General features: G+C 45.4%; 26 protein-coding genes. 12 read left to right on the top strand and 14 right to left on the bottom strand.

All coding sequences use genetic code 11. The features are described 5' to 3' along the window. Positions 1-102: 102 nt before the first annotated feature. The 4 genes from GZN30_RS15390 to GZN30_RS15375 all read right to left on the bottom strand — a co-directional run bounded on the left by GZN30_RS15390 (position 103) and on the right by GZN30_RS15375 (position 4,858). A complete protein-coding gene (locus GZN30_RS15390; RefSeq protein ID WP_075647794.1) occupies positions 103-975 on the bottom strand; it encodes an endonuclease/exonuclease/phosphatase family protein in 873 nt (290 codons plus the stop codon). 50 nt (positions 976-1,025) lie between these two features. Continuing rightward, complete coding sequence (locus tag GZN30_RS15385) at positions 1,026-3,101, bottom strand: metallophosphoesterase family protein (protein WP_075647793.1); 2,076 nt, start codon at positions 3,099-3,101, stop codon at positions 1,026-1,028. A gap of 167 nt (positions 3,102-3,268) precedes the next feature. After that, positions 3,269-3,793, bottom strand: a complete 525-nt coding sequence (locus tag GZN30_RS15380) for a hypothetical protein (protein WP_075647792.1) — start codon at positions 3,791-3,793, stop codon at positions 3,269-3,271. A 168-nt stretch (positions 3,794-3,961) separates the two neighbouring features. Beyond that, positions 3,962-4,858 carry a LysR family transcriptional regulator gene (locus GZN30_RS15375; protein ID WP_075648204.1) on the bottom strand — a complete coding sequence of 299 codons (897 nt, stop codon included), beginning with the start codon at positions 4,856-4,858 and terminating at the stop codon, positions 3,962-3,964. Positions 4,859-4,972: 114 nt separating this feature from the next. Between GZN30_RS15375 and GZN30_RS15370 the strand changes: the two genes are divergently transcribed. From GZN30_RS15370 to GZN30_RS15360, 3 genes are all read left to right on the top strand, one after another. After that, positions 4,973-5,827 carry an N-acyl homoserine lactonase family protein gene (locus GZN30_RS15370; protein WP_075648205.1) on the top strand — a complete coding sequence of 285 codons (855 nt, stop codon included), beginning with the start codon at positions 4,973-4,975 and terminating at the stop codon, positions 5,825-5,827. 210 nt (positions 5,828-6,037) lie between these two features. Beyond that, positions 6,038-7,207, top strand: a complete 1,170-nt coding sequence (locus GZN30_RS15365; protein WP_232060554.1) for a YbfB/YjiJ family MFS transporter — start codon at positions 6,038-6,040, stop codon at positions 7,205-7,207. Then, positions 7,188-7,838 (top strand): glutathione S-transferase N-terminal domain-containing protein, encoded by a 651-nt coding sequence (locus GZN30_RS15360; RefSeq protein WP_075648207.1) that lies wholly within the window; start codon positions 7,188-7,190, stop codon positions 7,836-7,838. The genes GZN30_RS15365 and GZN30_RS15360 overlap by 20 nt, the downstream gene beginning before the upstream one ends. Before the next feature lie 8 nt (positions 7,839-7,846). Here the strand turns inward: GZN30_RS15360 and GZN30_RS15355 are convergent, their stop codons facing one another. Next, complete coding sequence (locus GZN30_RS15355; protein ID WP_075648208.1) at positions 7,847-8,275, bottom strand: MarR family winged helix-turn-helix transcriptional regulator; 429 nt, start codon at positions 8,273-8,275, stop codon at positions 7,847-7,849. Positions 8,276-8,292: 17 nt separating this feature from the next. Continuing rightward, positions 8,293-8,967 carry a cytochrome b/b6 domain-containing protein gene (locus GZN30_RS15350; protein WP_075648289.1) on the bottom strand — a complete coding sequence of 225 codons (675 nt, stop codon included), beginning with the start codon at positions 8,965-8,967 and terminating at the stop codon, positions 8,293-8,295. Positions 8,968-9,127: 160 nt separating this feature from the next. Here GZN30_RS15350 and GZN30_RS15345 point away from each other — a divergent pair, with 160 nt between their 5' ends. Next, positions 9,128-9,556: a c-type cytochrome gene (locus tag GZN30_RS15345; RefSeq protein ID WP_075648209.1), complete on the top strand. Its 429-nt coding sequence runs from the start codon at positions 9,128-9,130 to the stop codon at positions 9,554-9,556. Positions 9,557-9,574: 18 nt separating this feature from the next. After that, positions 9,575-10,018: a hypothetical protein gene (locus GZN30_RS15340; RefSeq protein ID WP_075648210.1), complete on the top strand. Its 444-nt coding sequence runs from the start codon at positions 9,575-9,577 to the stop codon at positions 10,016-10,018. A 6-nt stretch (positions 10,019-10,024) separates the two neighbouring features. On the opposite strand, the gene GZN30_RS15335 is transcribed toward GZN30_RS15340, so the two are convergent. Both GZN30_RS15335 and GZN30_RS15330 read right to left on the bottom strand, forming a co-directional pair. Further along, complete coding sequence (locus tag GZN30_RS15335; RefSeq protein ID WP_075648211.1) at positions 10,025-10,672, bottom strand: class I SAM-dependent methyltransferase; 648 nt, start codon at positions 10,670-10,672, stop codon at positions 10,025-10,027. A gap of 234 nt (positions 10,673-10,906) precedes the next feature. After that, positions 10,907-11,365, bottom strand: a complete 459-nt coding sequence (locus GZN30_RS15330) for a YaiI/YqxD family protein (protein WP_075648212.1) — start codon at positions 11,363-11,365, stop codon at positions 10,907-10,909. 412 nt (positions 11,366-11,777) lie between these two features. Between GZN30_RS15330 and GZN30_RS15325 the strand changes: the two genes are divergently transcribed. Next, entirely contained in the window at positions 11,778-13,082 is a 1,305-nt protein-coding gene (locus GZN30_RS15325; protein WP_075648213.1) for a dicarboxylate/amino acid:cation symporter, read from the top strand. Positions 13,083-13,170: 88 nt separating this feature from the next. Here GZN30_RS15325 and GZN30_RS15320 read toward each other — a convergent pair whose 3' ends face one another. The 4 genes from GZN30_RS15320 to GZN30_RS15305 all read right to left on the bottom strand — a co-directional run bounded on the left by GZN30_RS15320 (position 13,171) and on the right by GZN30_RS15305 (position 16,049). After that, complete coding sequence (locus GZN30_RS15320; RefSeq protein WP_075648214.1) at positions 13,171-13,566, bottom strand: YkvA family protein; 396 nt, start codon at positions 13,564-13,566, stop codon at positions 13,171-13,173. Between the two features lie 153 nt (positions 13,567-13,719). Further along, positions 13,720-14,844, bottom strand: coding sequence for a M20 family metallopeptidase (locus tag GZN30_RS15315; RefSeq protein WP_075648215.1), 1,125 nt, complete (start codon positions 14,842-14,844; stop codon positions 13,720-13,722). Between the two features lie 9 nt (positions 14,845-14,853). After that, positions 14,854-15,321, bottom strand: coding sequence for a YjiG family protein (locus tag GZN30_RS15310; protein WP_075648216.1), 468 nt, complete (start codon positions 15,319-15,321; stop codon positions 14,854-14,856). Continuing rightward, positions 15,318-16,049 carry a nucleoside recognition domain-containing protein gene (locus GZN30_RS15305; RefSeq protein ID WP_075648217.1) on the bottom strand — a complete coding sequence of 244 codons (732 nt, stop codon included), beginning with the start codon at positions 16,047-16,049 and terminating at the stop codon, positions 15,318-15,320. Before GZN30_RS15305 ends, GZN30_RS15310 begins: the two co-directional genes overlap by 4 nt. A gap of 565 nt (positions 16,050-16,614) precedes the next feature. On the opposite strand from GZN30_RS15305, the gene nhaD reads away from it, so the two are divergent. From nhaD to GZN30_RS21300, 5 genes are all read left to right on the top strand, one after another. Then, positions 16,615-18,045: a sodium:proton antiporter NhaD gene (gene nhaD, locus GZN30_RS15300; RefSeq protein ID WP_075648218.1), complete on the top strand. Its 1,431-nt coding sequence runs from the start codon at positions 16,615-16,617 to the stop codon at positions 18,043-18,045. Positions 18,046-18,194: 149 nt separating this feature from the next. Continuing rightward, a complete protein-coding gene (locus GZN30_RS15295) occupies positions 18,195-18,488 on the top strand; it encodes a hypothetical protein (protein WP_075648219.1) in 294 nt (97 codons plus the stop codon). Positions 18,489-18,557: 69 nt separating this feature from the next. After that, positions 18,558-19,757 carry a DEAD/DEAH box helicase gene (locus GZN30_RS15290; protein ID WP_075648220.1) on the top strand — a complete coding sequence of 400 codons (1,200 nt, stop codon included), beginning with the start codon at positions 18,558-18,560 and terminating at the stop codon, positions 19,755-19,757. After that, positions 19,754-20,302 (top strand): class IV adenylate cyclase, encoded by a 549-nt coding sequence (cyaB, locus tag GZN30_RS15285; RefSeq protein ID WP_075648221.1) that lies wholly within the window; start codon positions 19,754-19,756, stop codon positions 20,300-20,302. The genes GZN30_RS15290 and cyaB overlap by 4 nt, the downstream gene beginning before the upstream one ends. 106 nt (positions 20,303-20,408) lie before the next feature. After that, positions 20,409-20,579, top strand: a complete 171-nt coding sequence (locus GZN30_RS21300; protein WP_167521314.1) for a hypothetical protein — start codon at positions 20,409-20,411, stop codon at positions 20,577-20,579. Here GZN30_RS21300 and GZN30_RS15280 read toward each other — a convergent pair. Continuing rightward, positions 20,576-21,058 (bottom strand): methylated-DNA--[protein]-cysteine S-methyltransferase, encoded by a 483-nt coding sequence (locus tag GZN30_RS15280; RefSeq protein WP_075648222.1) that lies wholly within the window; start codon positions 21,056-21,058, stop codon positions 20,576-20,578. The genes GZN30_RS21300 and GZN30_RS15280 overlap by 4 nt on opposite strands. Then, entirely contained in the window at positions 21,055-22,410 is a 1,356-nt protein-coding gene (locus GZN30_RS15275) for a DNA-3-methyladenine glycosylase 2 family protein (protein WP_075648223.1), read from the bottom strand. The genes GZN30_RS15280 and GZN30_RS15275 overlap by 4 nt, the downstream gene beginning before the upstream one ends. Positions 22,411-22,652: 242 nt before the next feature. Here GZN30_RS15275 and GZN30_RS15270 point away from each other — a divergent pair, with 242 nt between their 5' ends. Further along, positions 22,653-22,853 (top strand): hypothetical protein, encoded by a 201-nt coding sequence (locus GZN30_RS15270; protein WP_075648224.1) that lies wholly within the window; start codon positions 22,653-22,655, stop codon positions 22,851-22,853. Positions 22,854-22,879: the final 26 nt, after the last annotated feature.

Here is a 22,879-nt window from a genome sequence, read left to right as displayed (position 1 = left end):
TTAAATAATATAAAAATCGAGTCAAATAATTTCAACCTAACATGAATAAAAGTAATCCATAACAACAAACTTAGGTTGTTGATAACAGATTACTTAGCATCCCTATTGGCTAAACTCCAGATTAGCCATTACCACCAGATGATCCGACGCGTAGATACCCTCTTTAATGACATTTTTATACTCAAAGCGGTTTACCGCTAACTTGTCGTCAACAAAGATATAGTCGATGTCTTCTGTTTTCGCGTTACCATAACCATGATAGGTATATCGTTGGGTTTCATCACCATTCACACCGGTAAATGGGGTTTTGGCGATATCTCTGGCATCACGATACAGATTGGAGATCGCACGGTATGAGTCCACATCACTGCGCTCGAAGTTCAGATCGCCTAGAACAATCACCGCATCGCCTTCGCCACCGCTGATCTGCTTCGCTTTTTCACTCAACAACTTTGCACTCTCTTGGCGAGCCAGCTTACCAACATGATCAAAGTGAGCATTAAAGACGATGACACGCTTACCGGTATCAATCTCCTCTAGTCGCACCCAAGTGGTAATGCGCGTCAGTTCAGCATCCCAACCAACACTCGCCACCACCTGTGGAGTTTCAGATAGCCAGAATGTGCCTCCTGCCAACTTTACGTATTTATCATTGCGATAAAAAATCGGTACCGCTTCACCCAGAGCATTGCCATCATCTCGCCCCACGCCTTCCCAGCTATAGTTTGGTAAGTGTTGTGCCAGATAAACTAACTGATCACTAAAGGGCTCTTGAAGCCCAGCAATATCAATATCTTGCTCGGCGAAAACCTCAGTCACGATTTGCTTGCGATTTTCCCAAGTATTCTTGCCATCATATTCACTGCCAGCAACGCTATCTTTACTGTTGCGAATGTTAAATGACATCACATTAAAGTCGGCTGCCACCGCTGAACCACATAGAATATAAGAGATCAAAAGTGCTAATTTATTCATTTTTATAACTCCTTAATTGAGCTGTGGTGGGTCTCCCCACCACTCCGCGGTTACTTATTCAAATCTGAAATCGTGCCTTTCCCTAGATCCAACTCGAAGTGGAAGCTAGGTTGACCATTCGCGAACTTAGTTAAAATGCCAAATAGTCCGCCAAAGCGTTGCTTAAACACGTCCCCAAAATCATTTGAACCATGGTCATGTTGTGCATGTGGCGCCAATGCCTGTGCAATCAACTCATATTGTGGCATTCGATTTCTATCAATATCTTTAAATGCCAGTTCATCAGCGTTTCGTAGGCGGTAAAAATCCACCGCGAGATCAAAGCCATTCCAGTTGGCAAAATCGTCTAGCTCTAGTCCATTCTGCTTCGCAAGCTCAATGGCTTTGCGCTCAGCTTGCTGCCAAGCGGCATTAAATGCAGGATCATCAATCTGATTTGGCTCAAACTTAACTGGCTGCTCTTGGCAGATCTCAATCGCCTGACGATTTTGCGTAAGCTTGGCAACTTGATCTTGAGTTATTGAGGTTTCTAATTGACTCAGCACCATCATCTGACGACCATCGAGAGCAAACACCATCTGCTTTAAGTCGCAAGGCCATTCGCTCGGCAAAAAGCGCATGCGCGTGAGCTCAGTAATATGCCAATTGGTAAATTCGTAGTAGTCTTTAGAAGAGAGTACCTCTTTGTTCCAAAGACCTTGCTCACCTTTAGCATTTAGGTGCTGCCACTCTTTTTCATAGTGTTCAAACAATTCGTTGAAGCGAGGTACGTCCTGCAAAATCACCGTCTCAACTTCGACTTTATTGTTATCTTCAAAAGTCAGTAGTTTGTATGCTGGGACATAAGCTGCCATAGACGGCGCTTGGATGTTGAATAAAAATGAACCATCGTCATAGTGTTTTACACCAGTATCATTGAAGTGCATGTGTCCGCCAACGTGTAGCTTAATGCCCGTTTTAGCTAATGCTTGGCTGACATCCTCTTTTGGTGAACGAGCCAGTTGGAACTTGCCTGCACCAAAGATATCCTCGATCGTTTCCGCGGCGCCATTGTAAAACTCAGTCATCGGGAAATGGCTAAATGCAACCAGCGTTTTACCTTGTGCATCGGCACGTTTGACCACATCTTCCATCCAAGCAATCACTTGCTGTTTGTGGGTCAACATTTTGTTATAACCTGAGTTACCCGACCCACCAAAGTTAGCTGCTAGCTCTGGCTTGGATGTATCTGCATCGGCATTCGGGATATAAACGTTCGCATCGATAGCCAGTAGCCATAAGCCTTCCACAGGCTCCACCAGATAAGAGGAGTCAGGCACCATAAAACACGATGTGTATCCATCTTGTTTATAGTCACCACCAGTACCTTGATGACAGATTTCATACTGGCGCTGTTGATAATTTGCTTGCTGCTTGGCAACATCAAACTGATATTCTTTTTGGTTGTAGGTCGAGTACGGTGTTTCCCAGTAGAGGTTGTCGGCTTGTGGGAAGAAACCAAATTGGCTAAGTTCAGCCATTAAGCCCTCATAACCCAATTCACGTATTTCTTCGGTACAAATAGTCGGTAACTCATGTCCCGCATCAATAACGGCTGATGGCGTATCATAGCCCTGACACTCGTTAGCACCTTTACTAAAAATACGTTGAGTCTTACCGTCGCTACCTAGGAAATCGCCTTCACCGCTAGGTCTATCGTATGGTCGCACTGGATCGTGGTTCCCTGGGGCGGCAAAAAATTCGATATCATATTTATTCGCATAATGGTCGAGAATCTTCTGTAACCCTCGAATGTGTACGGGTTGACCATCATCACTAAAGTCACCTGGTAAAGCGATATACTTAACGCCACGTTTTACTGCATCATCAAGAGCCGCTAACAACGCAAAATAGTTTTCATTGAAAAGACGAGTCGAAGTTAGCTGAGCATGCATGGTTCTTATCGTCGCATTCTCCCCACTATGACTATTTTTCAGTCCGGTAAAGCTACCATCTTGAAAGTCTCCATAAACGTCATGGAAATGGATGTCTGGCATAAAAGCAACTTGTACAGATTCAGCAGCAAAAGCTTGGCCAAAGCACGCTGACAACAGCAATGCAGTAGCACTTAACTTAAATTTTTTCATTGGGTAATTCTCCAATTATTGGATTTATATTTATTAAACACTTAAGAACAAAATAACTAACGAAGTGAGACGGCAATTATATTCAAGACAAAAATAACCCTTGGAAAATATATAAATACAATCCAATAAAAACAGTCTTAAATAATATGCGCTAGATAACTAATGATTTAGGGTGGTGGTTTATTACTAGGTACAACGAATCGAAAACGCTCAGCGTTAGACACTGATTTTAGAATGGGATAAATCGAAGAAAAGACTAAGGCGTTAGAATGTGGAAATGATTTAGATAGACATAAAATGCGAGCAAAAGTAGAGAACAGCGCATGATCAGGATCACCTAATTGACGCTGACATGCGAGCATTTGCCAAATCGACGAACCACGTTCAGCACAGATACGTTGCTTAGTCCCCGCCACCAAAAACATTGCTATAGCTTGGTTTTGAGCTGATTTCCTAAGTAACTTCTGGAAATTAAATACTGGCGCATGGCATGGAGTTGCAACAATGACTTGTTGCCAAAGCTGCGCCCATTGCAATGCAAACTGATCACATTCATCCCACTCACATAGCTCAGACTGATTAAGGGCTTCCGTTTCCGGAACAAGCGAGACGCCGGCATTTTCAAGCAATGCAAGTGTAGAAAAGAACAGAGTCTTCCCTTGCACATATGCTTTGCTAATAATACCGACCATGATTGCCTACTTGAGTAAGTGAACAGAAATTAACTTCGACAATAATAGCCGTTATTGGATTTATTTATATAGTCATGCTCACACTTTTATTATTTAAATTATCACTATTTAATTTCGGACAGTGAAAATAACCACCTAATTTTATCTAACTTAATAATCATTCTTTCACTAAAGTGCAGCGAACTTTTCGGCTAGGAAGCGAATTAACAACTGTGTTTTACGTGGCAAAAACTGTTTAGAAGGATAAACGGCGTATATGGGTCCCGGTGGCTCAACTTGATACTCAGGTAACAGCTTCACCAATTTCCCCTGCTTGACGAGCTCATCACCAAACACACTTGGCAAAATTCCGATTACCGAGTTATGCGCGAGAGCTTCGGCGACCGGACCAAAATCATTCGCGTATGTACGATAATCCGTTGTCACCTGATGGGTCTTATTGTTGCTGGGTTGAGTTCCTTTATAGAGGTTCCAGCTTTTGGCAAAGTAAGGCACGGTCAGTGACTTTAAGCCATTGAGTTGACTGGGTTGGGTGGGCAAGGTGTTGTTCTTTATCCATGGAAGACCGGCGTAGAGACGCATCTCAGGCTGATAAAGAAACTTAGCGACCAAAGCAGAATCTTTGAGTGGTCCAGGTCGAATCGCTAAATCAACCTGTTCAGTATGAATGTCTTCGATACTGTTACTGATTCGATAATGAAGATCCAGATTTGGATAACGCGCTTGAAACTCCCCTAGCCATTCCGAGAGACGAAAGTAACCAAGGAAAATGGGCGAAACCACCACCATTTTGCCGCTGATATGCTCTTGTTGATCCTGCAGAAAGGTCACACTATCAATTAAACCCTCAAGATGCGGCGCTGTTTGCTGGTTCAATAGTTGCCCTAACTCACTCAACTGCACGGTACGCGAAGTGCGTTGAATCAACTTCACTCCAAGGTGTTTTTCCAACTCGGCAATACGTCGACTGACCGTACTGGTGGGTAAATCAAGATGTTCTGCCGCAGAGACAAAACTCCCCCGCTCAGCAATGGTTTTGAGGATCAGAAGGTCGTTAAAGTTCACGCTATCGTCCCATTATTGGAATCCACTGTCCAAATTATGCCGTTTTTGCTGCACTCAAAACTACCTAGACTGGGGCAACTTACACGTCACTTCAAGAAAATGGAGATAATCTTGATGAACAATCGACTACTTTTACTCAGCCTCGCCTTGCCCGTTACCGCATTGGCTAATGGATTTGATCACTTTAATAGTGATGGCAAAGTGGATGTTTCCATCAGTGTGCTCGATTGCGGCAGAATCGAAGCTCGCAAGCCTAGTATGTTTAACCCAAACATCTCTGATGATCATCCGCTCCAGTCAGCCAATAGCTGCTATCTAATCCAGCATCCCAAAGGGACATTGCTATGGGATACCGGTCTTAATGATGGACTAAACAAGCTCGCGGATGGAATGGAAGTCATGGGTGGCGCTTTTCATTTCACTTTACCTATCACGCTTCACGAGCAACTAACCGCAATGAACATTGCGCCGAATGATATCGACTACCTCGTACTATCGCACTTACACGCCGATCATACCGGTAACGCCAACCAATTCAGTTCGGCTAAATGGCTGATCCAAGAGAGTGAACACCAAGTTGCCTTTGATGCAGAGATCTCTGCCAAGATTGGATTTGACCTAACCCAATATCAGAATCTTAAAGACTCAGTAGAAGTCATTAAGGGTGACCATCAAGTTTTTGGTGATGGTTCTGTCGTGATTGTTTCCGCACCTGGACATACACCGGGGCATCAAGCGCTCTATGTTGACCTACCAAACTACGGACCGATCGTGCTCAGCGGCGATCTCTATCACTCACACCAAAACCGAGATCAAAAAGCGATCCCTGTTTTTAACCAGCCTGAACAAACGAAAGCATCTTTTGCCCGTGTTGAGCAGCTGCTAAAAGAAAAGCAAGCTGAAATCTGGATTGGGCATGATATCGATGAGTTTAATCAGAAAAAGCTCGCGCCTTATCGCTACCAATAAACCGTCTGATGCAAAATAAAACGAAGGCTTGTTGACCTAAAGTCTAACTGCGCATATCTCTCGAAAATGAGAAGCTTAGTGCTGAAGACAAACTGAAAGAGATGCCGTCAAACATCTCTTTCAACATTCACCTAGATGTATAGGCAAGGAATCAAGGTGCACAGCCCCAACTTAACGCGTTCTCGTCCCCAGTTATTTAATGCCTATTCCATGGCAGGGTTCGGTGCAACCCTAGTAGGTAATGGTATCGGGCGATTTGCTTACATTGCGATGATGCCTGCTTTAATTCATGCAGGATGGTTCGATGAAGCGCAAGCCTCTTACTTGGGGGCGGCTACCCTCATCGGTTATATTCTCGGTGCCCCACTGTGCCAATATCTAACGCACTACTTCACCGCGGTCAGCTTAATCCGCGTAGCCATGTTACTCAGCAGTTTGAGCTTTCTCGGCTGCGCTTTGCAAGACATCAGCTTTAGTTACTATTTTCTACTACGAGCCATGGCAGGGTTAACCGGTGCGATGCTGATGATCCTCGCTCCGCCTTTGATTGTGCGTTTACATCCGCCGGAAACCAAAGCGCGTATTAGTGGCATCATATTCTCTGGCATTGGGCTTGGCGTCATGCTTGCTGGTTGCTTGCTGCCAATCATTTTGCAACAGAGCATATCTGCTGCTTGGTTACTTCTTGCCGCCATCACCTTCGCCACCACCTTTGCGACTTGGTCCACTTGGCAAAAAACCGAAACCAATTCGAATTTTAGCCCCTCCTCAGCCAAACTTAATACCCTATCTAAGTCACAGCAAAGAACACTCGGGCTACTGGTGTGTGCTTATGCTTTTGATGCCATAGGTTACCTGCCACATACGCTGTTTTGGGTCGATTTTATCGTGCGAGATCTTGATAGGTCGTTAACCTTGGGCGGGGCAATGTGGGCGATTTTTGGCGTTGGTGCGGCATTAGGACCCATATTAGTCGGCTCGATTGGCGATAAACTGGATCTCAAGCTCGCCTTATGCAGCGTATTCCTGTTAAAAGCGACTGGGGTATTGTTACCAACGCTCACCACTAATCTCGCGGGTTTGATGCTGTCATCTTTACTGGTGGGTCTGTTTACTACCGGCGTGGTGGCACTCATCTCTGCTTATACACTTGAGTGCGTCGGTTATGAACTTAATACCAAGGCATGGGGCATGCTCACCATGGCGTTTGCCTTATCTCAAGGCGTGTTCGGCTATTTGTACGCTTACCTTGCTCCCCAAATTACTAACTACCAGCCACTATTTATTACCAGCACGTGCGCTCTCGTACTCGCCGCTGTGCTGACCTATTTTAGTCACCCCAAGTCATTAAGGAAGCCCAATGAAACTCTACTTAAATGATACCTCTCCTTTTTCACGCGTTGCGCTGGCAACCGCCCTGCTAACGGAGGAAAAGAGATTTGAATTAATCTGGGTTGATCCATGGGCATCTCCGCAAGCACTATTGCAAGTGAATCCGTTTAGTATGATTCCTACACTGGAGTTAGATAGTAGCCACAGCATCATCGAAAGTTTAACCATCTGCCACTACCTCATTGCCCGCTATCAACCTCAAACCGTTCAGCCGCTCAATATGGCAGACGAAGGGGAAGCCGTTTTGACTGGCATGGCGAAAACTCTGATGGAAATCAGTTTTAAATCCGTCGCCTTAGGACGCTTTATTGAACTGCCAAATGAACTATACCAACGTGCAATCATCGCGGTGCAAAGGGCATTGGTAGAGTTAAACCACCATCTAGAAAAACAGCAGAGCGAAGAAGCACCAGCTGCAACACTTACGGCACTTTACCTGCATTGCGCCCTAGATTACGTCGAATTCCGTCTACCCGAATTATTTGAGCAGTGTGCGCAGCAGCCGACCCTCGACTTTATGCGCCACTCGCCATTTAATTGCGTACTCAACCACATCAGCGTGGCGAAACTGATCAGCAAACCGAGTTTTGCAAACTTACATAACTCGGTAAACGGATAAGATAACGACTAAATCGCTGCCACCATTTTTTGCAGTAAAGCGATCATCTGCTGCTGTTCGTCTTGATTGAGACTACTTAGCATCTGCTGATTAACAGCCACCGGAATAGGAATTAACGTCGCTTTAAGCGCTCGCCCTTGTTCGGTCAGGAAAATGCGGTGAGAGCGGCGACTATTTGGGTCGGCGCGTCTCTCCACCAAACCGAGCTTTTCTAATTTATCCAGCGTGCGCGTCGTGGTTGAGTTTTCTACTTTCGACTTGGCGGCAATATCCCGCTGTGTCACGCCTTCTTCTTCCCATAAACACATCATGGTTGGCCATAGCGCCACGCTTAAGCCGTACTTTTTCAGCTCAGCATCGAATACTTTTTCCGCTCTACCTGCGACAACATTTATCATCCAACCAAAGCTAGTTTGTCGATCAAATTTCTCGCTCATACCACTACCATGAATCACTAAATTGAAAATGCAATAATTGCCATAGTAACTAATGCCGCAGCAACTAGCATCAAAAATGCGAATGTTGGTGAAGCGATTTGTGGTTGAGTAGCGATTTCATGTGATAACAATTGATCGAATGACTGCTGCTCAGCCGACGGAAAGTCCGTGGGTTTAGTAAAGCCCGTAATCATTGTTTTAACTAAAGGCTTACCTCGCAGTTTATAGACCAGAATCGCAACTAGGTGCAAAGCAACCAACGCCGGAAGTAAGTTAGCCAGAATTAAGTGTAATGACTCCAACAACGCAAACACGTCATCATTTAGCCAAACATGCGCCATAGGTAGACCATCAAGTAACCCCGCCAAGGCTAAGCCAGAAAGGCATTGCAATAGCAAACTCACCACTAACGCAACCACCATCCAAGCACCAAGGGGGTTGTGCCCAAGACGAGCTGTCATCTTGCCTGTCACATAGTGCCAAGTTTGTTTTGGCGAGCGTATAAATGAGCTGAAACGACTGGTTTCACTGCCGACAAAACCCCAAATTAAGCGCCAAATCACCAGAATAAGCAACGCGATACCTAACTCGATATGTGGTCCATTACCCGACTTGCCGCTTGCCATCAGCGCGACAAATAACCCCGCCTGAGTCCAGTGATAAAGACGCGTAGCGCCATCCCATACTTTAATTTTCATATTCTACCTTTCGCTTTTCATAATTGAATGAGTTACTTAAGGCACATTCCTTGGTCACCTTAGCTTTACTTGCCAATTAATTTACACAACAATAGTTGCGCACGCAACTATTGTTGTGTAAATTAATTGTAGACCCACTGATGAGAAGTTAAAAATGAACAAAACACTCTTGCTACTAACATTGCTACTGCCAAGTGTTACTTGGGCAAATAACTACGCGGATGTCATCGAAACGCGTCAAAAGGCGTTCAGCCTGATTGAAGAACAGTTAGATAACGCCAGCGATCTTGTTGACGGCGATGACACCAATTGGCAACAAATTGAACAAGTCGCGAAACAACTGACTAATGCGAGCCAAACCTTAACCACAAGCTTTCCTCAAGGTAGCCATGATGGCAGTAAAGCGAACGAAAAAGTCTGGCAAGATCCCACCAAATTTGAACAGTTAATGGCGAAAATGGATCAAGGTATTAGTCAGCTGTATCAAGCCAGCCAGCAGCGCAAGGTTGATATGGCTGAAGAAGGGATTGAGCGAGCAGAAGATACCTGCCGCAGTTGTCACCGTAGTTATCGTTCACGTTAAAGATGAGGAAACACAAGTATGAACCGCAAACTTAAAACTCTGCATCGAAGCTGTGCCGTGCTGGCATTCATTACCATCGCTAGCTTTTTTAGCTCAACCTTAGTTAGCGAACTCTTCGCCTCGCAACAAACGGTTGCTGTGGTAAAACAAGCCATCGCTTATGCCGTGTGGGGATTAATACCACTTATGGCGATAACAGGTGCGACGGGCGCGAAATTGGCACCTAAAGTCAAAATGGGCGTCGGTCCGATTGGGCGTAAAAAGCAACGCATGCCTATTATTGCCATCAATGGCTTGGTCGTTCTGCTACCTGCTGCGTTATACCTTAACTCACTAGCAAGCCAAGGTGATTTTGGTGCTACTTTCTATACGGTACAGATCATTGAGCTACTGGCAGGGACTACTAACCTAATGCTGATGGCGTTAAGCCTAAAAGATGTGCTATCAACACGCAAAATCTAGTGGCAGCTACCCTGCCACTAACTCTTCATGCTCTGACTTCACGCCACTTAAATGCACGGCTTTTACTCTCTGACCTAGCATTTCTGTTGCGATATTTTGCAAGCCTGCCGATGCCGCCAGTTCGTGGGCAAGTACGGGCGTCATCACGATTGAGTTATTACTTTTTTTAGAGCCGTATTTTCTTAAGTAGCGATATTTCAATCCTAGCTTATTGAAAAAGCTCATATCATGCAGAGTAAAACTAACCGCGATCAGCTGTCCGCCAGGTTTAAGCACTCGCATACACTCATGTAATGCTTGCTCAGGATTGGGGAGAACGTGGAGTAAGTTAGCCATAAAGACCGTGTCAAAACTGGCATCTTGATAACTAAGAGCAAAGCAATCGGCTAACTCAACTACGACTTTAGGCTCTTGTTCAAAGCGAATTTTAGTCACCTCCAGCATTTGCTGTGACACGTCCGTGGCAACCACTCGTTTGGCTGACGCTAATAAGCTCGACGTATAGGTGCCGTTACCACAGCCCAATTCAAGCACATCACCAAGCTCACGGTGTCGCGCCAAGCGCTGCTTCACGCGGTTAATATCATCTATACCAACCACATAGTTATTACTCTGTTCAAAGTTCTTGGCAAAGTCTTCCCATTTGTTTTCCATGTCGTTCTCCTAGGAATCGCAAATAAAAGATCGCCACATTGCTTATTAGTTATTAGTTGTTTTTCGTTATGACCAAATCACTTATGGTTGCTTATAGCCTATAACAGGCAAGGTATCTCTTGGCATAGCAGCAGCATCAAGTGTGGCAATCACAGGGTAAATGGGATGGAGGGCAACGGCTATCAAAACAGTCAACTCTGAACAAAAACTGTGCTGACAGCCGGAAAAATCAGATTACTTTTGCGCGCGTTGCCATTGCACTAACCATTTATCAAGTTGGTTAGCAAACTGCTGACGGTCGGCTTGGTTTAGAGGTGCTGGACCTCCGGTTTGAATACCGCTACTGCGCATCGTTTCCATAAAATCGCGAATGTTGAGACGCGACTTAATGTTTTCTTTGGTAAACAGTTCACCGCGTGAGCTTAGTGCATGACCACCTTTGGTAATCACTTCATCAGCGAGTGGAATATCACTGGTAATCACCAGATCGCCTGCTTGTGAACGCTTCACAATCTCGTTGTCTGCCACATCAAAACCTGCTTCTACTTGCAGCATAGTGATGTTGGTTGTTGCTGGTGTACGGATAAACTGGTTGGCAACTAATGTCACCTCTACGCCGGTGCGTTGCGCCGCTCTATATAGAATGTCGCGAATAACAACCGGACAAGCATCCGCATCAACCCAAATCTTCATCAATGACTTCTCTCAAATCTAAACAAATTACATTGTAACGGCTTAGTGCTGTGATACCTATGACTAATCATCGCTCCCTTGAGATCAGGATGCGAGCACTTTTAGCGAACACAAACCAAACTTCGCCAAATTTCGACAAAAATTACCAATTTTAAACGAACTTAAGCCAACTTTAGTTAATTTTATCCGAAGTTCCGTCATAACAAACAACACACATTGTGCGTAAAATCACCATTTAATGATGATAAGAAGCAAAATATACACATTAAATATGAAATAAATCACATTTATTTAGTGATTGTGATCACATCTATAACTACAAAGAAACCTTTTTCCTTCTTATTTTACTCTTTCCACTGCTAACCTCCTGCACCTCCCCATTGGAGGGGTAAAACTATAAGGAGTGTTCAAAATGAATACCAAGAAACCGATGTCGCTCACCGGCCGCGTAATTTTAGGCATGGTAGCGGGTATCTTGACGGGCTTTGCCATTCGAGCCCTGTTTGCTGACAGCGGATTTGTCGACGAGTATGTAGTAAATGGACTGTTTGAAGTTGGTGGACAGATTTTTGTCGCTAGCTTGAAGATGCTAGTTGTACCGCTAGTCTTTGTCTCTTTGGTGTGTGGCACCAGCTCTCTTAAAGACCTTTCAACCCTTGGTCGCATGGGTGGTAAAACCCTCGCTTTCTATATCGCCACCACTGCTATCGCGATTACCTTAGCGCTAACGATGGGTACGCTATTCCAACCAGGAGCAGGTGCTGATCTGACCGCAGCTAGCACATTCCAATCAGCGCAAGCGCCATCGCTTGGTCAAGTGATCATCGATATGTTCCCAACCAACCCTATCAGCGCAATGGCTGAAGGTAAGACCCTGCAAGTCATTGTGTTTGCGGTACTGTTTGGTATTGCCATCAGTGCAGCAGGTAAGCCGGGTGAACGCATCGCTGATTTCTTCTCAGATCTGAATGAAGTGATCATGAAGCTTGTGGCTATCTTGATGAACTTGGCACCTTTTGGTGTGTTCTTCCTAATGGCAAAACTGTTCACCGATATTGGTTTAGGTGCCATCATCAACCTAGCAGAATACTTCTTAGTACTCGCAGGTACGTTATTGCTGCATGGTCTCGTGACTTACAGTGTGATGCTAAAAGGCTTTACCGGTCTTAGCCCGATTACCTTCCTACGTAAGATGGAAGATGCGATCATGTTTGCCTTTTCAACGGCTTCATCAAACGCCACCATTCCAGTCACTATGGAAACAGCAAAGCACCGAATGGGTGTTGAGAACCGCGTTTCCTCGTTCACTGTACCACTTGGCGCAACAGTCAACATGGATGGCACAGCAATCATGCAAGGTGTTGCTACCGCCTTCATCGCTCAAGCGTTCAATATTGATCTGACCATGATGGATTACCTAATGGTGATCATGACAGCAACACTGGCGTCGATTGGTACTGCTGGTGTCCCTGGCGTTGGTTTGGTGATGTTAGCGATGGTACTAAACCAAGTTGGTCTACCACTAGAAGGTATTGCTCTGATTATGGGTGTTGACCGTCTGCTGGATATGATTCGCACTGCGGTAAATATCACCGGTGATAGCGCAGTGACTATTATTGTCGCGAAATCGGAAGGCGCATTGGATGAGGCTCGTTTTAATGACCCTCAAGCTGGTGTTGCAGAAGAAGAAGTTCATCTCAAACGAAGCCAAGCGTAAAGTTACTTTACAGTGTAAAAAACCACCGCGTGCGGTGGTTTTTTTATGAAATTTGAAAGCGTTAGGCGATAGACTAACGATAAAGCAGTTACTCTGTCATTGAGCTCCACTTATCACGCGCTTGCGCTTCATGCTCATCGGTAATTGCGCTACCTACTGAATTTGCAGCCAAGGTTAGTGCTGCCATGTCATCGGTAAAACCCACACCTGCCATCACATCCGGTACCATATCCGTTGGTAACACAAAATAAGCGAGCGCGCCGCCTAGCACCGCTTTATGGCGCACTGAAGTGTTCGAGTCAGCCACTGCTAACCAAGATTTAATCCCCATCACCGCAAGCTCTTCGCCTGCACGCTTGGCGGATTTCTTCATTTTATGCCAAAAGGTTTTCTCATCTGGCGCAGGGGCTTGTGATTGCTCTAGCTGCAAAGCCACACCTTGCTCAAGATCTAAAGCCACATTGTCATTAGTTAATGAGGTCATCTGTTCCTCCTCACTCTATCTACTTCGAGTTCTATTTATGTGTTTAAGCATAGATGAGTCAAGATGAACCTAAGATTAATCAAAATAAAAAAATCCCCAAACCTAAGCTTGGGGATTGATATTAGGGGAACTTTGACTAAATTTTTGAGCTTATTAAGCGGCGATTTTCTCAAGCACACGCATCAGCATACGGATACGTGGCTCAATTGAATCTAACTGCAAGTATTCAAGATCGCTGTGGAAACCAGCACCAATCGGACCAAAACCGTCTAGAGTTGGAACACCAAGAATTGCGGTGTTATTTGCGTCTGAACCACCACCGACTTCTTGCCAGCCGATCGCGATATCAAGCTCTTGTGCAGACTCTTCCACCAGCGCCATTAGCGCATGAGTTTTATCAGTTGCAACCATTGATGGCTTGTAAGTTTCACGCTCTAGCGTAATCGTCACACCATCAACAAACGGCGTTTCAAGCATCGCTTTTAGCCTCGCATCCACATCCGCATACTCGTCGTTGCTCCAGAAGCGTACATCCACTAATGCTGTCGCGTGGTCAGGAACGATATTCACCCCTGTGCCACCGTTCACAACGCCAACGTTAAGTGTCGTGCCTGACTCGAAGTTAGTCATCGCATTAATGGCTAAGATCCAGTTTGCCATCTCAGTGATTGCACTGCGACCTGCTTGCGGATCGTTACCTGCGTGGGCTGCTTTGCCACTAAAGGTTAGCTTGTAACCTGCTAGACCTTTACGTGCTTTTACAAGGCTACCGTCAGCGCGAGCCGCTTCAGCAACCAATACGTTGCGCGCATTTTTCGCCACAGATTGCAGCCATTCAACCGAATCAGTCGAACCGGTTTCTTCATCAGGGTTCATGCAGATGCAGATAGATAGCTTATCCAAGACGGCTTGGTCTAGGTTACGCACCGCGTAAACCACATTTAGCAGACCAGATTTCATATCTGATACGCCAGGACCGTATGCTTTATCAGCATCCGTGGTCATTGGGCGTGCAGCCGCTGTACCTACTGGGAAAACAGTATCCATGTGACCAATCAGCATCACATCAATCATCTCTGCTTCTGGTTGGTTGCGGATCTCTAGACCGACACCCGCTTTACCACAATCGATACGCTTCACGCTCCAACCAGACATCTCAGCAAATTTCGCTTCAAATTGGCTAGCGATAAACTCAATGCCTTCTAGCGTGTAAGTGCCGCAATCCACATCAATCAGTGGACGCAGCTCTGCTAAATATTGTTCAAGTGAAAAGTTCATCATCACTCCTTACACAAATAGGTTCATCACTAACATTGCACCAAACGCGTTCAGTACAGAAATAGCGATCATAATTGGAATGTAACGACCTTCAGTGCCGATAGGACCCATGATACGACCCATGTACTGCACTTGTGAGCCCATTAGGTAGATAGCCGGAGCAAGAATCGCGATGTGCGCACCGTTTAGGATGCCTTGGTCAAATAGCGTAATAACGACACCGACTGCACCGCCCATAGACATCCAAGCACCAATTAGCACTGCCGCCGCTTCGCCAGGAAGACCGAAAACTGCCATGATAGGCGCAAAAATAGTACCCATTAGATCCAGCGCCCCCGTGATTTGCAGCGCTTTAATGATCACAAATGCCATCAATACGTTTGGTACTGTAGAGGTAGTCGCAATTACCCAACCCTTTTTCGCACCTTCAACGAAGATGTCCGTTACCATAGGTTTCTTTGCTTTTACTTCGCTCATTTTGCTGCTTCCTCTTGTAGCTCAGCTGATTGGTTTTTGTCTTCTTTGCCTTCTGTGATGTTTAGGTAAACGCGGAATAGGTTCGCGCCGATAAACTTAAATAGGAACATCACACCTACAGCCAAACCAATTGACGATGACACAGCCAGTGAGCCGTCAGCCAAAGTTAACGTAAATAGCACCGCACCAGATGAGAAGAAGTTAACAATCGCCGCACCTGCAGTGAATTGGAACATAGTGAATACGTCAGTCTCGCGTTTAGTCAGACGACCTTCATCTTTAAGCTGACGAGTCATTGCTGCACCTGCATCAGTACTTTGTAGCGATGCGATTAGCGCTAGACCTGAGCTACCTGGGATACCCATCAGTGGACGTAGCAGTGGAGAAAGCAGTTTGCGCGCTGCATCTAGTGCGCCGTAATGCTCAAGAACGTTAATCACACCTAGTGCGAACATAACCGTTGGGATCAGCGTCAATGCGAAGATAAAGCCATCGCGCGCACCGCTACCACCTTTACCACGGAATGACGTGGTTGCCGCTTCAACACCTTCAGCGGTTTCTTGCACGCCATATGCAACTTTACCAAACGAACCATTTAGCGTGGTAAAGTCGAATACACCGTACCATTCGTTAGATTGCATTAAGCCTGAGAAAAATACGACAGCGAATGCGAGTGCGACATAGCATCCCCATGTCACCTTGCGCTCAATTGGGTTAGGAGTGGACATATTTACACCTTATTAATTAGATAGAACAACAGAGCTACAACGCAATCGCTGGAAAATTCGTTCTATAAAAAGCGTTTTATGTCAGCGTCAGGTTAGTAACCCTGACGAATTTTGTGGGAATTATTGTGCTAGAAATCTGATCCGTATCAAGCCGAGATTAAATCTGTTCATACTCTTCAATTTAGTGTCATATTTTGTGATACGAAGCAAAATTAGAATTTAATTACACTCAAAGCTCATAACATTGCACATCACAAACATTCATAAAATTCCTATAATTTATTAAATTCTAAGAGATTCAGTCGAATACCACTTACCTCACAAACAATCTGTAAAAAGGTCTTTAGAATGTGCGCAGTTTCTTAAACCGCGCCGAGTCAATTCATGCCTGAATAACAAATTAAATCGTCAGACCGAGCTGAAACCGCTGCAGTCGCCAACTCTGTAGTGAAATCGGGAAGACGAACAATAAGATATATGCAGCAAGCTGTGAGACTGCATCAATAATCTTTGGTTCGAGCGTTGAAACAACACTGTAAAGTCGAATTTTCAAGGAGTTGAAGTAATGAAAAGCTTGTGGCCGTATATTATCGGTCTAATATTTTTGCCCTACCCCGTATTCGCAGCCAGCGACGTATCCCCTCTTGATCTTACCCACTCTACTGTCGGTTACGCTGCGCTAATTATATTTGGTCTTGCCTACACCCTAGTTATGCTCGAGGAGTATTTGCAGCTGCGCAAATCCAAACCGGTACTGCTTGCTGCTGGTATCATTTGGGCGATGGTCGGTTATGTCTACTCACAACAAGGACAAATGGATGTTGCCCATGCGGCATTAGAGCACAACTTACTCGAGTATGCCGAGCTGCTACTGTTCCTGCTGGTTGCCATGACTTACATCAGCGCCATGGAGGAGCGAAGGCTGTTTGATGCGCTTCAAGCTTGGATGGTGGGTAAAGGTTTCAATTTCAAAGCCTTATTTTGGCTCACTGGTATTCTCGCCTTCTTTATTTCACCGATTGCCGATAACCTCACCACCGCACTCCTGATGTGCGCCGTAGTGATGAAAGTTGGCGGCGATAACACGCGTTTTATCAACCTCGCCTGTATTAACATCGTTGTAGCCGCAAACGCAGGGGGCGCATTTAGCCCATTTGGTGATATCACCACACTGATGGTTTGGCAGGCAGGTCACGTCTCTTTCTCTGAGTTTATGCCGCTCTTTACCCCTTCAGTGATCAGTTACATCGTGCCTGCGGTGATCATGTCTTGGTTTATTCCTAATGCTAAGCCTAACGTCGCCCACGTGCATGTTGAGCTCAAACGTGGTGCACGCCGTATCGTTGCGCTGTTCATTCTCACCATTGCTACTGCGGTCGCTTTCCATGCGGTACTGCACTTCCCACCAGTGATCGGTATGATGATGGGTCTCGCCTATCTGCAATTTTTCGGTTTCTTCCTGCGTCGCACGCTTAAGCGTTCGTTAGCTCGTAAAGCACAAGTCGCCATTGCTAACCGCGACGACCTAGCGCTCAAACGTTTAGGCTCAGTGGTACCATTTGATGTATTTCGCCGAGTCTCCCATGCCGAGTGGGATACATTACTGTTCTTCTACGGCGTGGTCATGTGTGTTGGTGGTTTGAGCCTGATTGGTTACCTCAACATGGTATCAGAGATCATGTACTACCAGTGGGATCCAATCTGGGCCAACGTCATGGTGGGGATATTGTCTGCGATTGTCGATAACATCCCTGTCATGTTTGCGGTACTGACTATGGAACCTGAAATGTCGATGGGTAACTGGTTACTGGTCACCTTAACTGCCGGTGTCGGCGGTAGTTTGCTCTCTATCGGCTCTGCGGCAGGTGTTGCGCTTATGGGCGCCGCACATGGCAAGTACACCTTCTTTGGTCATCTAAAATGGGCGCCGGTCATCGGGCTTGGGTATGTTGCCAGTATTGCCGCCCACCTCTGGATGAATAGCGCGCTATTCTAACCTGCTCTTTCTGTTTAATTTTGCTGGTTAGCACCGTCTAACCAGCAAAATTAATACTTCCTTCATCTAACCAGTCATCGGCTTATAACAGGAAAATGGCGACTATTTAGTCAATACTCAATAAGACTTTTATCAAAGGAGGTCATGTTATGAATCGAATCCCTTATTTGGCAGCTCTGCTTAGTTCACTTCTATTTACGCCTTTAGTGGTTGCCGATCATCACGGTAAAACCGATATGATGGATGAATCGAAGCAAAAAATGATGGATAAACGTGATAGTGCAATGGGCAAAGCTGAAGCTGACGTAAATAAAGCCGAGGCTGATATAAAGGCAGAGATGGATAAAGAAGACCAAAAAGTCGATGACATGCTCAAAAAAGGCGAGCAGAACAAAGAAGAACTTGAAGATAAAATGGCGGACAAAATAGAGAAAGAAATTTAGCCTGTTCATGCTAAACTCAACGCAAATAAGGGGCACTAGCCCCTTTGGTCATTTATACAGAGTGAAAGCATGCCATTTTCAAAACTCGGCTTAAGCCAACCTATCACAGACGCTATCCAACAATTGGGTTACAGCAAGCCTACCAATATCCAAACCAAAGCGATTCCTGTGATTCTGCAAGGACAAGATCTAATTGCAGCCGCGCAAACAGGCACGGGTAAAACGGCAAGCTTTGTATTACCCATTCTAGAAAAGTTAAGCCAAGGTGAAACGCAACGTAAAAAACGTATTCGCGCGCTTATCTTAACGCCGACCCGTGAACTTGCCATCCAGGTAGAAGAAAAAGTTCGCCAATATGGTCAACATCTAAAACTGACTTCATTAGCTATGTATGGCGGTGTTGACGAGAAAGCACAAAAACAGGCGTTAATCGAAGGCGTTGATGTTTTGGTGGCAACCCCTGGTCGTCTACTTGATATGTACGCTAGACGCGCGGTTTACTTCGAAGAAGTCGAAGTATTAGTACTTGATGAAGCTGACCGCATGCTAGACATGGGCTTTATCGATGACATCAACAAGATCCTCGATCGTCTGCCAACCGATATTCAGAACTTATTGTTCTCAGCAACACTGTCAAACAAAGTACGTGATCTTGCCAAAACCGCGGTACACAACCCATACGAGATCTCGATTGCAGCAAACCAAGCATCGAAAAAGAATATCGAACAGTGGCTTATCACCGTTGATAAAGACATGAAATCGTCACTGCTGGCACACCTAATCAAAGAGAACAATTGGGACCAAGCGTTGATCTTTATCGAGACCAAACATGGCGCAGCAAAACTAGCTCAACAATTAGAGAAGCGTGGCATCGCTGCCGAAGCATTCCACAGTGGGCGTAGCCAAGCCATTCGTAGTCAACTGCTAGAAGATTTCAAAGCTGGCAAGATTCAATACATGATCGCAACCGGTGTAGGCGCGCGTGGTATCGATATTCATGGCTTAACTCGCGTAATTAACTACGATTTACCGTTCCCAGCTGACGAATATGTCCACCGTATTGGTCGTACTGGTCGTGCGGATGCGCAAGGCGAAGCGATCTCGTTCGTATCTAAAGATAACTTCAAGAATCTATGCATGATTGAAAGCCGTCTTGGTCACCTGATTGAACGCCGCGAAGTTGAAGGCTTTGCACCACGCAAACCTGTGCCAATTTCAATTCTCAACTACGTGCCAAAAAGCAAACGAGTACAGAAAGACGCCGAATGAGCCAAGAACACTTCAAAGGGAAATATGAAGTCGAGTTGAAGTTCCGAGTCAAAGATAAGGATGCGTTTTATCGCGTCCTTAACTCTCTTGAGCATCAAGTTATGGTGCATGAAAACCAAGAAACCGACTGGTACTTTGACACTCCCGAGCATACCCTCAAGCAGCAAGCTAAAACCGTTTCAATCCGTGAGATGGAGCCGTCTGGGATCAAATTGTGGATTGTAAAAGGACCCGAAGCAGACCGCTGTGAAGCGACCAATATTACCAACTCAGCGAATGCGCGTAGCATGCTGGAAAATATGGGGTATCAAGTCAGATTAATCACGCAGAAAACACGCAGCATCTACTTTATTGGACCATTCCATATCACCTTTGATCAGTTAGCCAACATAGGTCACTTCGCCGAATTCGCCATTATGACGGACGACGAGAGTGCGTTGGCGCGCTACCGAAGTGAGTTGGAACAGCTAGCGCAGCAATTTGGTTTACTGTTTCAAGATCTTGAACATCGCTCTTATTTAACCTTATTTGAAAGTGCGATTTGAAAGTACGATTTAAAGTCGTAGTTAAAAACCAATTCAGGCGATAGATCAATTTTTCCCTTGGTAAATCGCCATACACTCTAAGCATCAAAATTGAAGGGACTCAATGATGTTTAAATGTGGACAGTGTCGGCAATTTACTCGCGCGCGCGCTAACGACAAAGATCTCTGTGCAGCTTGGCAACAACCTACCCTCGCCACCCGTGAAGCGTGCGGCTATTTTATGCCAAGCAAACCACTCTTTAATCCCGATCGCTACCGCGAGCCAGAGCAACACTAAACATCAAATTCAATATTTTCCAGTTTAAGTAACGCCGCTTTGCGCTCAACGCCACCCGCATAACCAGTCAATTTACCACTTTTACCTATTACGCGATGGCATGGAACAATAATCGAGATCGGATTTTTACCATTCGCCAGTCCCACTGCGCGTACCGCTTTCGGATTATCAATGGCATCCGCCAATTGTTGATAGCTCCAAGTTTCACCAAAAGGAATCGTAGTCAAAGCTTGCCAAACCTGAGTTTGAAACGCGGTCCCTTGAGCGGCGAGCGGTAGATCAAATTGATTGCGAATACCGGCAAAATACTCATCAAGTTGAACTTTGGTTTCATGCAGCAAGGCAAACTCATCATCACGTACCCCTAATTCATTCGGCTGTGTAGTTTGGGTTTCAAACCAAGCGCCGAGTAAACCATGTTGGTTGGCTTGAAGGGTCATCTTACCTAATGGGGTATCTATCACTGTAAAGCGATTCATCCTGCGTGACTCCATAAATGAAAGGTCGCGTAACTGCCAAATGGCGAAACATTGTCTTTGTTAAGTTGAGTGAATTGTTGAAGCGCTTTTTTCACCACCAAGTCACCTTCTAAGAATCGATCGGGTTCAGATAAACCGCGCAGCGCGGCATAGTTTACCGTCCAAGGACCAATCCCTTTAAGCGCCAGCCATTTTTCAAACTCCGCTTCCGGTTCAGCTGCGATTAACTCGGCAAATCGTTTGAGCGTATCACGGCGACTTTGCGGCATGCGTAAGAAACCCAAATCAGCGCTGCTCACCTCTTGGGGAGTAGGAAAATGCGTGGCACCGTGCGGCTGCAAAGTCGACACCAACGAGTTCAACTGACCAATCGCTGCTTTGATTGAAACTTGCTGACCGAGAATCGCCCTAACACCCGCTTCCCAAGTGCTCCAAACCCCGGGCATACGAATACCATGACGAATCACTAACCCCGGCTCAAGTTGCTCTAGATGCTGCTCTATCAGATTAACATCAACATCGAGGTCAAACATGCGTCTGACATTGGTGACAAGATGCTTTAACTGGCTGATATCCGCCAATTCAAACTGCAACACCACCTTATTGGTTTTTGCTGCAAAATCGATGTGGAACCAAGCCGGTTTATTGTTGATTTGCACATGACGTTGGTAACTGCTCTCACCGACCTCTTCGAGCCCTTGAACCGCTCGTAGGCGATAAAATTCGAGGGTATAGCGCCAATCATAAGCGCCGCGATAACTCAGTTCTAAACTATTACGTGCGCTGCCATTCGCCACTTCACGTTTTAAATCACTCGGCGAAAGCCGTAGTGCTTTTTTGAATGCATCATTAAAGCGACGTGTACTATTAAAACCACTCGCAAAGCCAATCTCGGTGATGCTCATACTACTTGAATGCAATAGCTGTTTCGCGAATAGCAGCTGATGATAGAGAGCATATTGCTTAGGGGACATTCCTAAGTTCTGTTCAAACAGTTGACGCAGATAACGATCGGAAATGCCTAACCGTTCCGCTAATGTTTGTAACGAGCCTTGCTGCAATTCACCTTGTTCAATCAAACCGAGAGCTCGCTGGTAAGTGGTTTTACTTCCCTGCCAAGCCCATGAGTTAGGTGCACTGTCTGGTCGACAGCGCAAGCATGGTCGGTAACCTGCCTGTAGCGCGAGGGCAGCATTAGTGTAGTACTCAACGTTCTCTTCTTTGGGTAAATTCGCCGGACAAATCGGACGACAGAAGATTTTCGTCGTTTTTACTGCAACAAAGAAACGCCCATCAAAGCGAGCATCACGGGTTTGCCGTGCTAATTGAAACTGCTCAAAATTGTCTGTCATCATCCCTCTCAACTCTCAACTCTCAACTCTCAACTCTCAACTCTCAACTCTCAACTCTTTTAGAGTGTACCGTGGTTTTCCAGTGGCACTCGCCATTTTCGGAACTTAATACTAAAGCGTTAATTTGCAAAATTTCCCTACATCAAATTGCTTATTGATAAAGCCTTAACTAATTTTAGTAGTTGAGAGGGAAGGATTCCCTTGGCGAAACCAATCAAAAGTGCACTAACAGGGAGTTGGCTATGAACTTACAATCTTGCACTATCAGGCTTAACGATAACTCAACATTAATCTGCAAAACAGTGGAACAATCTCTTGGCGTGATTGAATACCACGGGCAGTCAAAGATTACTGATATCTACATTGACGCAACCGATGGCTATGGGATTAATTCCTATAACCTTCCTTTTGAAGAGTCAATTGAGAGTCTGATGAACCTATAGCTGTTCGCAGTGGTTTATTTGAACTC

It is taken from the genome of Vibrio ponticus (assembly GCF_009938225.1).
Lineage (GTDB): Bacteria > Pseudomonadota > Gammaproteobacteria > Enterobacterales > Vibrionaceae > Vibrio > Vibrio ponticus.
The sequence above is the reverse complement of the archived record's forward strand: the minus strand, read 5'-3'. Positions and strand labels throughout refer to the sequence as shown.

Bases quoted from the DNA above. Each gene is read 5' to 3' on its own strand.
- GZN30_RS15305 (WP_075648217.1), bottom strand. From the start codon at position 16,049: ATGTCCACTCCTAACCCAATTGAGCGCAAGGTGACATGGGGATGCTAT.
- GZN30_RS15315 (WP_075648215.1), bottom strand. From the start codon at position 14,844: ATGAACTTTTCACTTGAACAATATTTAGCAGAGCTGCGTCCACTGATT.
- GZN30_RS15335 (WP_075648211.1), bottom strand. From the start codon at position 10,672: ATGGAAAACAAATGGGAAGACTTTGCCAAGAACTTTGAACAGAGTAAT.
- GZN30_RS15280 (WP_075648222.1), bottom strand. From the start codon at position 21,058: ATGAATCGCTTTACAGTGATAGATACCCCATTAGGTAAGATGACCCTT.
- GZN30_RS15275 (WP_075648223.1), bottom strand. From the start codon at position 22,410: ATGACAGACAATTTTGAGCAGTTTCAATTAGCACGGCAAACCCGTGAT.
- GZN30_RS15290 (WP_075648220.1), top strand. From the start codon at position 18,558: ATGCCATTTTCAAAACTCGGCTTAAGCCAACCTATCACAGACGCTATC.
- GZN30_RS15385 (WP_075647793.1), bottom strand. From the start codon at position 3,101: ATGAAAAAATTTAAGTTAAGTGCTACTGCATTGCTGTTGTCAGCGTGC.
- GZN30_RS15345 (WP_075648209.1), top strand. From the start codon at position 9,128: ATGAACAAAACACTCTTGCTACTAACATTGCTACTGCCAAGTGTTACT.
- GZN30_RS15340 (WP_075648210.1), top strand. From the start codon at position 9,575: ATGAACCGCAAACTTAAAACTCTGCATCGAAGCTGTGCCGTGCTGGCA.
- GZN30_RS15330 (WP_075648212.1), bottom strand. From the start codon at position 11,365: ATGAAGATTTGGGTTGATGCGGATGCTTGTCCGGTTGTTATTCGCGAC.
- GZN30_RS15325 (WP_075648213.1), top strand. From the start codon at position 11,778: ATGAATACCAAGAAACCGATGTCGCTCACCGGCCGCGTAATTTTAGGC.
- GZN30_RS21300 (WP_167521314.1), top strand. From the start codon at position 20,409: ATGTTTAAATGTGGACAGTGTCGGCAATTTACTCGCGCGCGCGCTAAC.
- GZN30_RS15370 (WP_075648205.1), top strand. From the start codon at position 4,973: ATGAACAATCGACTACTTTTACTCAGCCTCGCCTTGCCCGTTACCGCA.
- GZN30_RS15310 (WP_075648216.1), bottom strand. From the start codon at position 15,321: ATGAGCGAAGTAAAAGCAAAGAAACCTATGGTAACGGACATCTTCGTT.
- GZN30_RS15320 (WP_075648214.1), bottom strand. From the start codon at position 13,566: ATGACCTCATTAACTAATGACAATGTGGCTTTAGATCTTGAGCAAGGT.
- GZN30_RS15365 (WP_232060554.1), top strand. From the start codon at position 6,038: ATGGCAGGGTTCGGTGCAACCCTAGTAGGTAATGGTATCGGGCGATTT.
- GZN30_RS15360 (WP_075648207.1), top strand. From the start codon at position 7,188: ATGAAACTCTACTTAAATGATACCTCTCCTTTTTCACGCGTTGCGCTG.
- GZN30_RS15380 (WP_075647792.1), bottom strand. From the start codon at position 3,793: ATGGTCGGTATTATTAGCAAAGCATATGTGCAAGGGAAGACTCTGTTC.
- GZN30_RS15390 (WP_075647794.1), bottom strand. From the start codon at position 975: ATGAATAAATTAGCACTTTTGATCTCTTATATTCTATGTGGTTCAGCG.
- GZN30_RS15355 (WP_075648208.1), bottom strand. From the start codon at position 8,275: ATGAGCGAGAAATTTGATCGACAAACTAGCTTTGGTTGGATGATAAAT.
- GZN30_RS15270 (WP_075648224.1), top strand. From the start codon at position 22,653: ATGAACTTACAATCTTGCACTATCAGGCTTAACGATAACTCAACATTA.
- GZN30_RS15295 (WP_075648219.1), top strand. From the start codon at position 18,195: ATGAATCGAATCCCTTATTTGGCAGCTCTGCTTAGTTCACTTCTATTT.
- cyaB (WP_075648221.1), top strand. From the start codon at position 19,754: ATGAGCCAAGAACACTTCAAAGGGAAATATGAAGTCGAGTTGAAGTTC.
- nhaD (WP_075648218.1), top strand. From the start codon at position 16,615: ATGAAAAGCTTGTGGCCGTATATTATCGGTCTAATATTTTTGCCCTAC.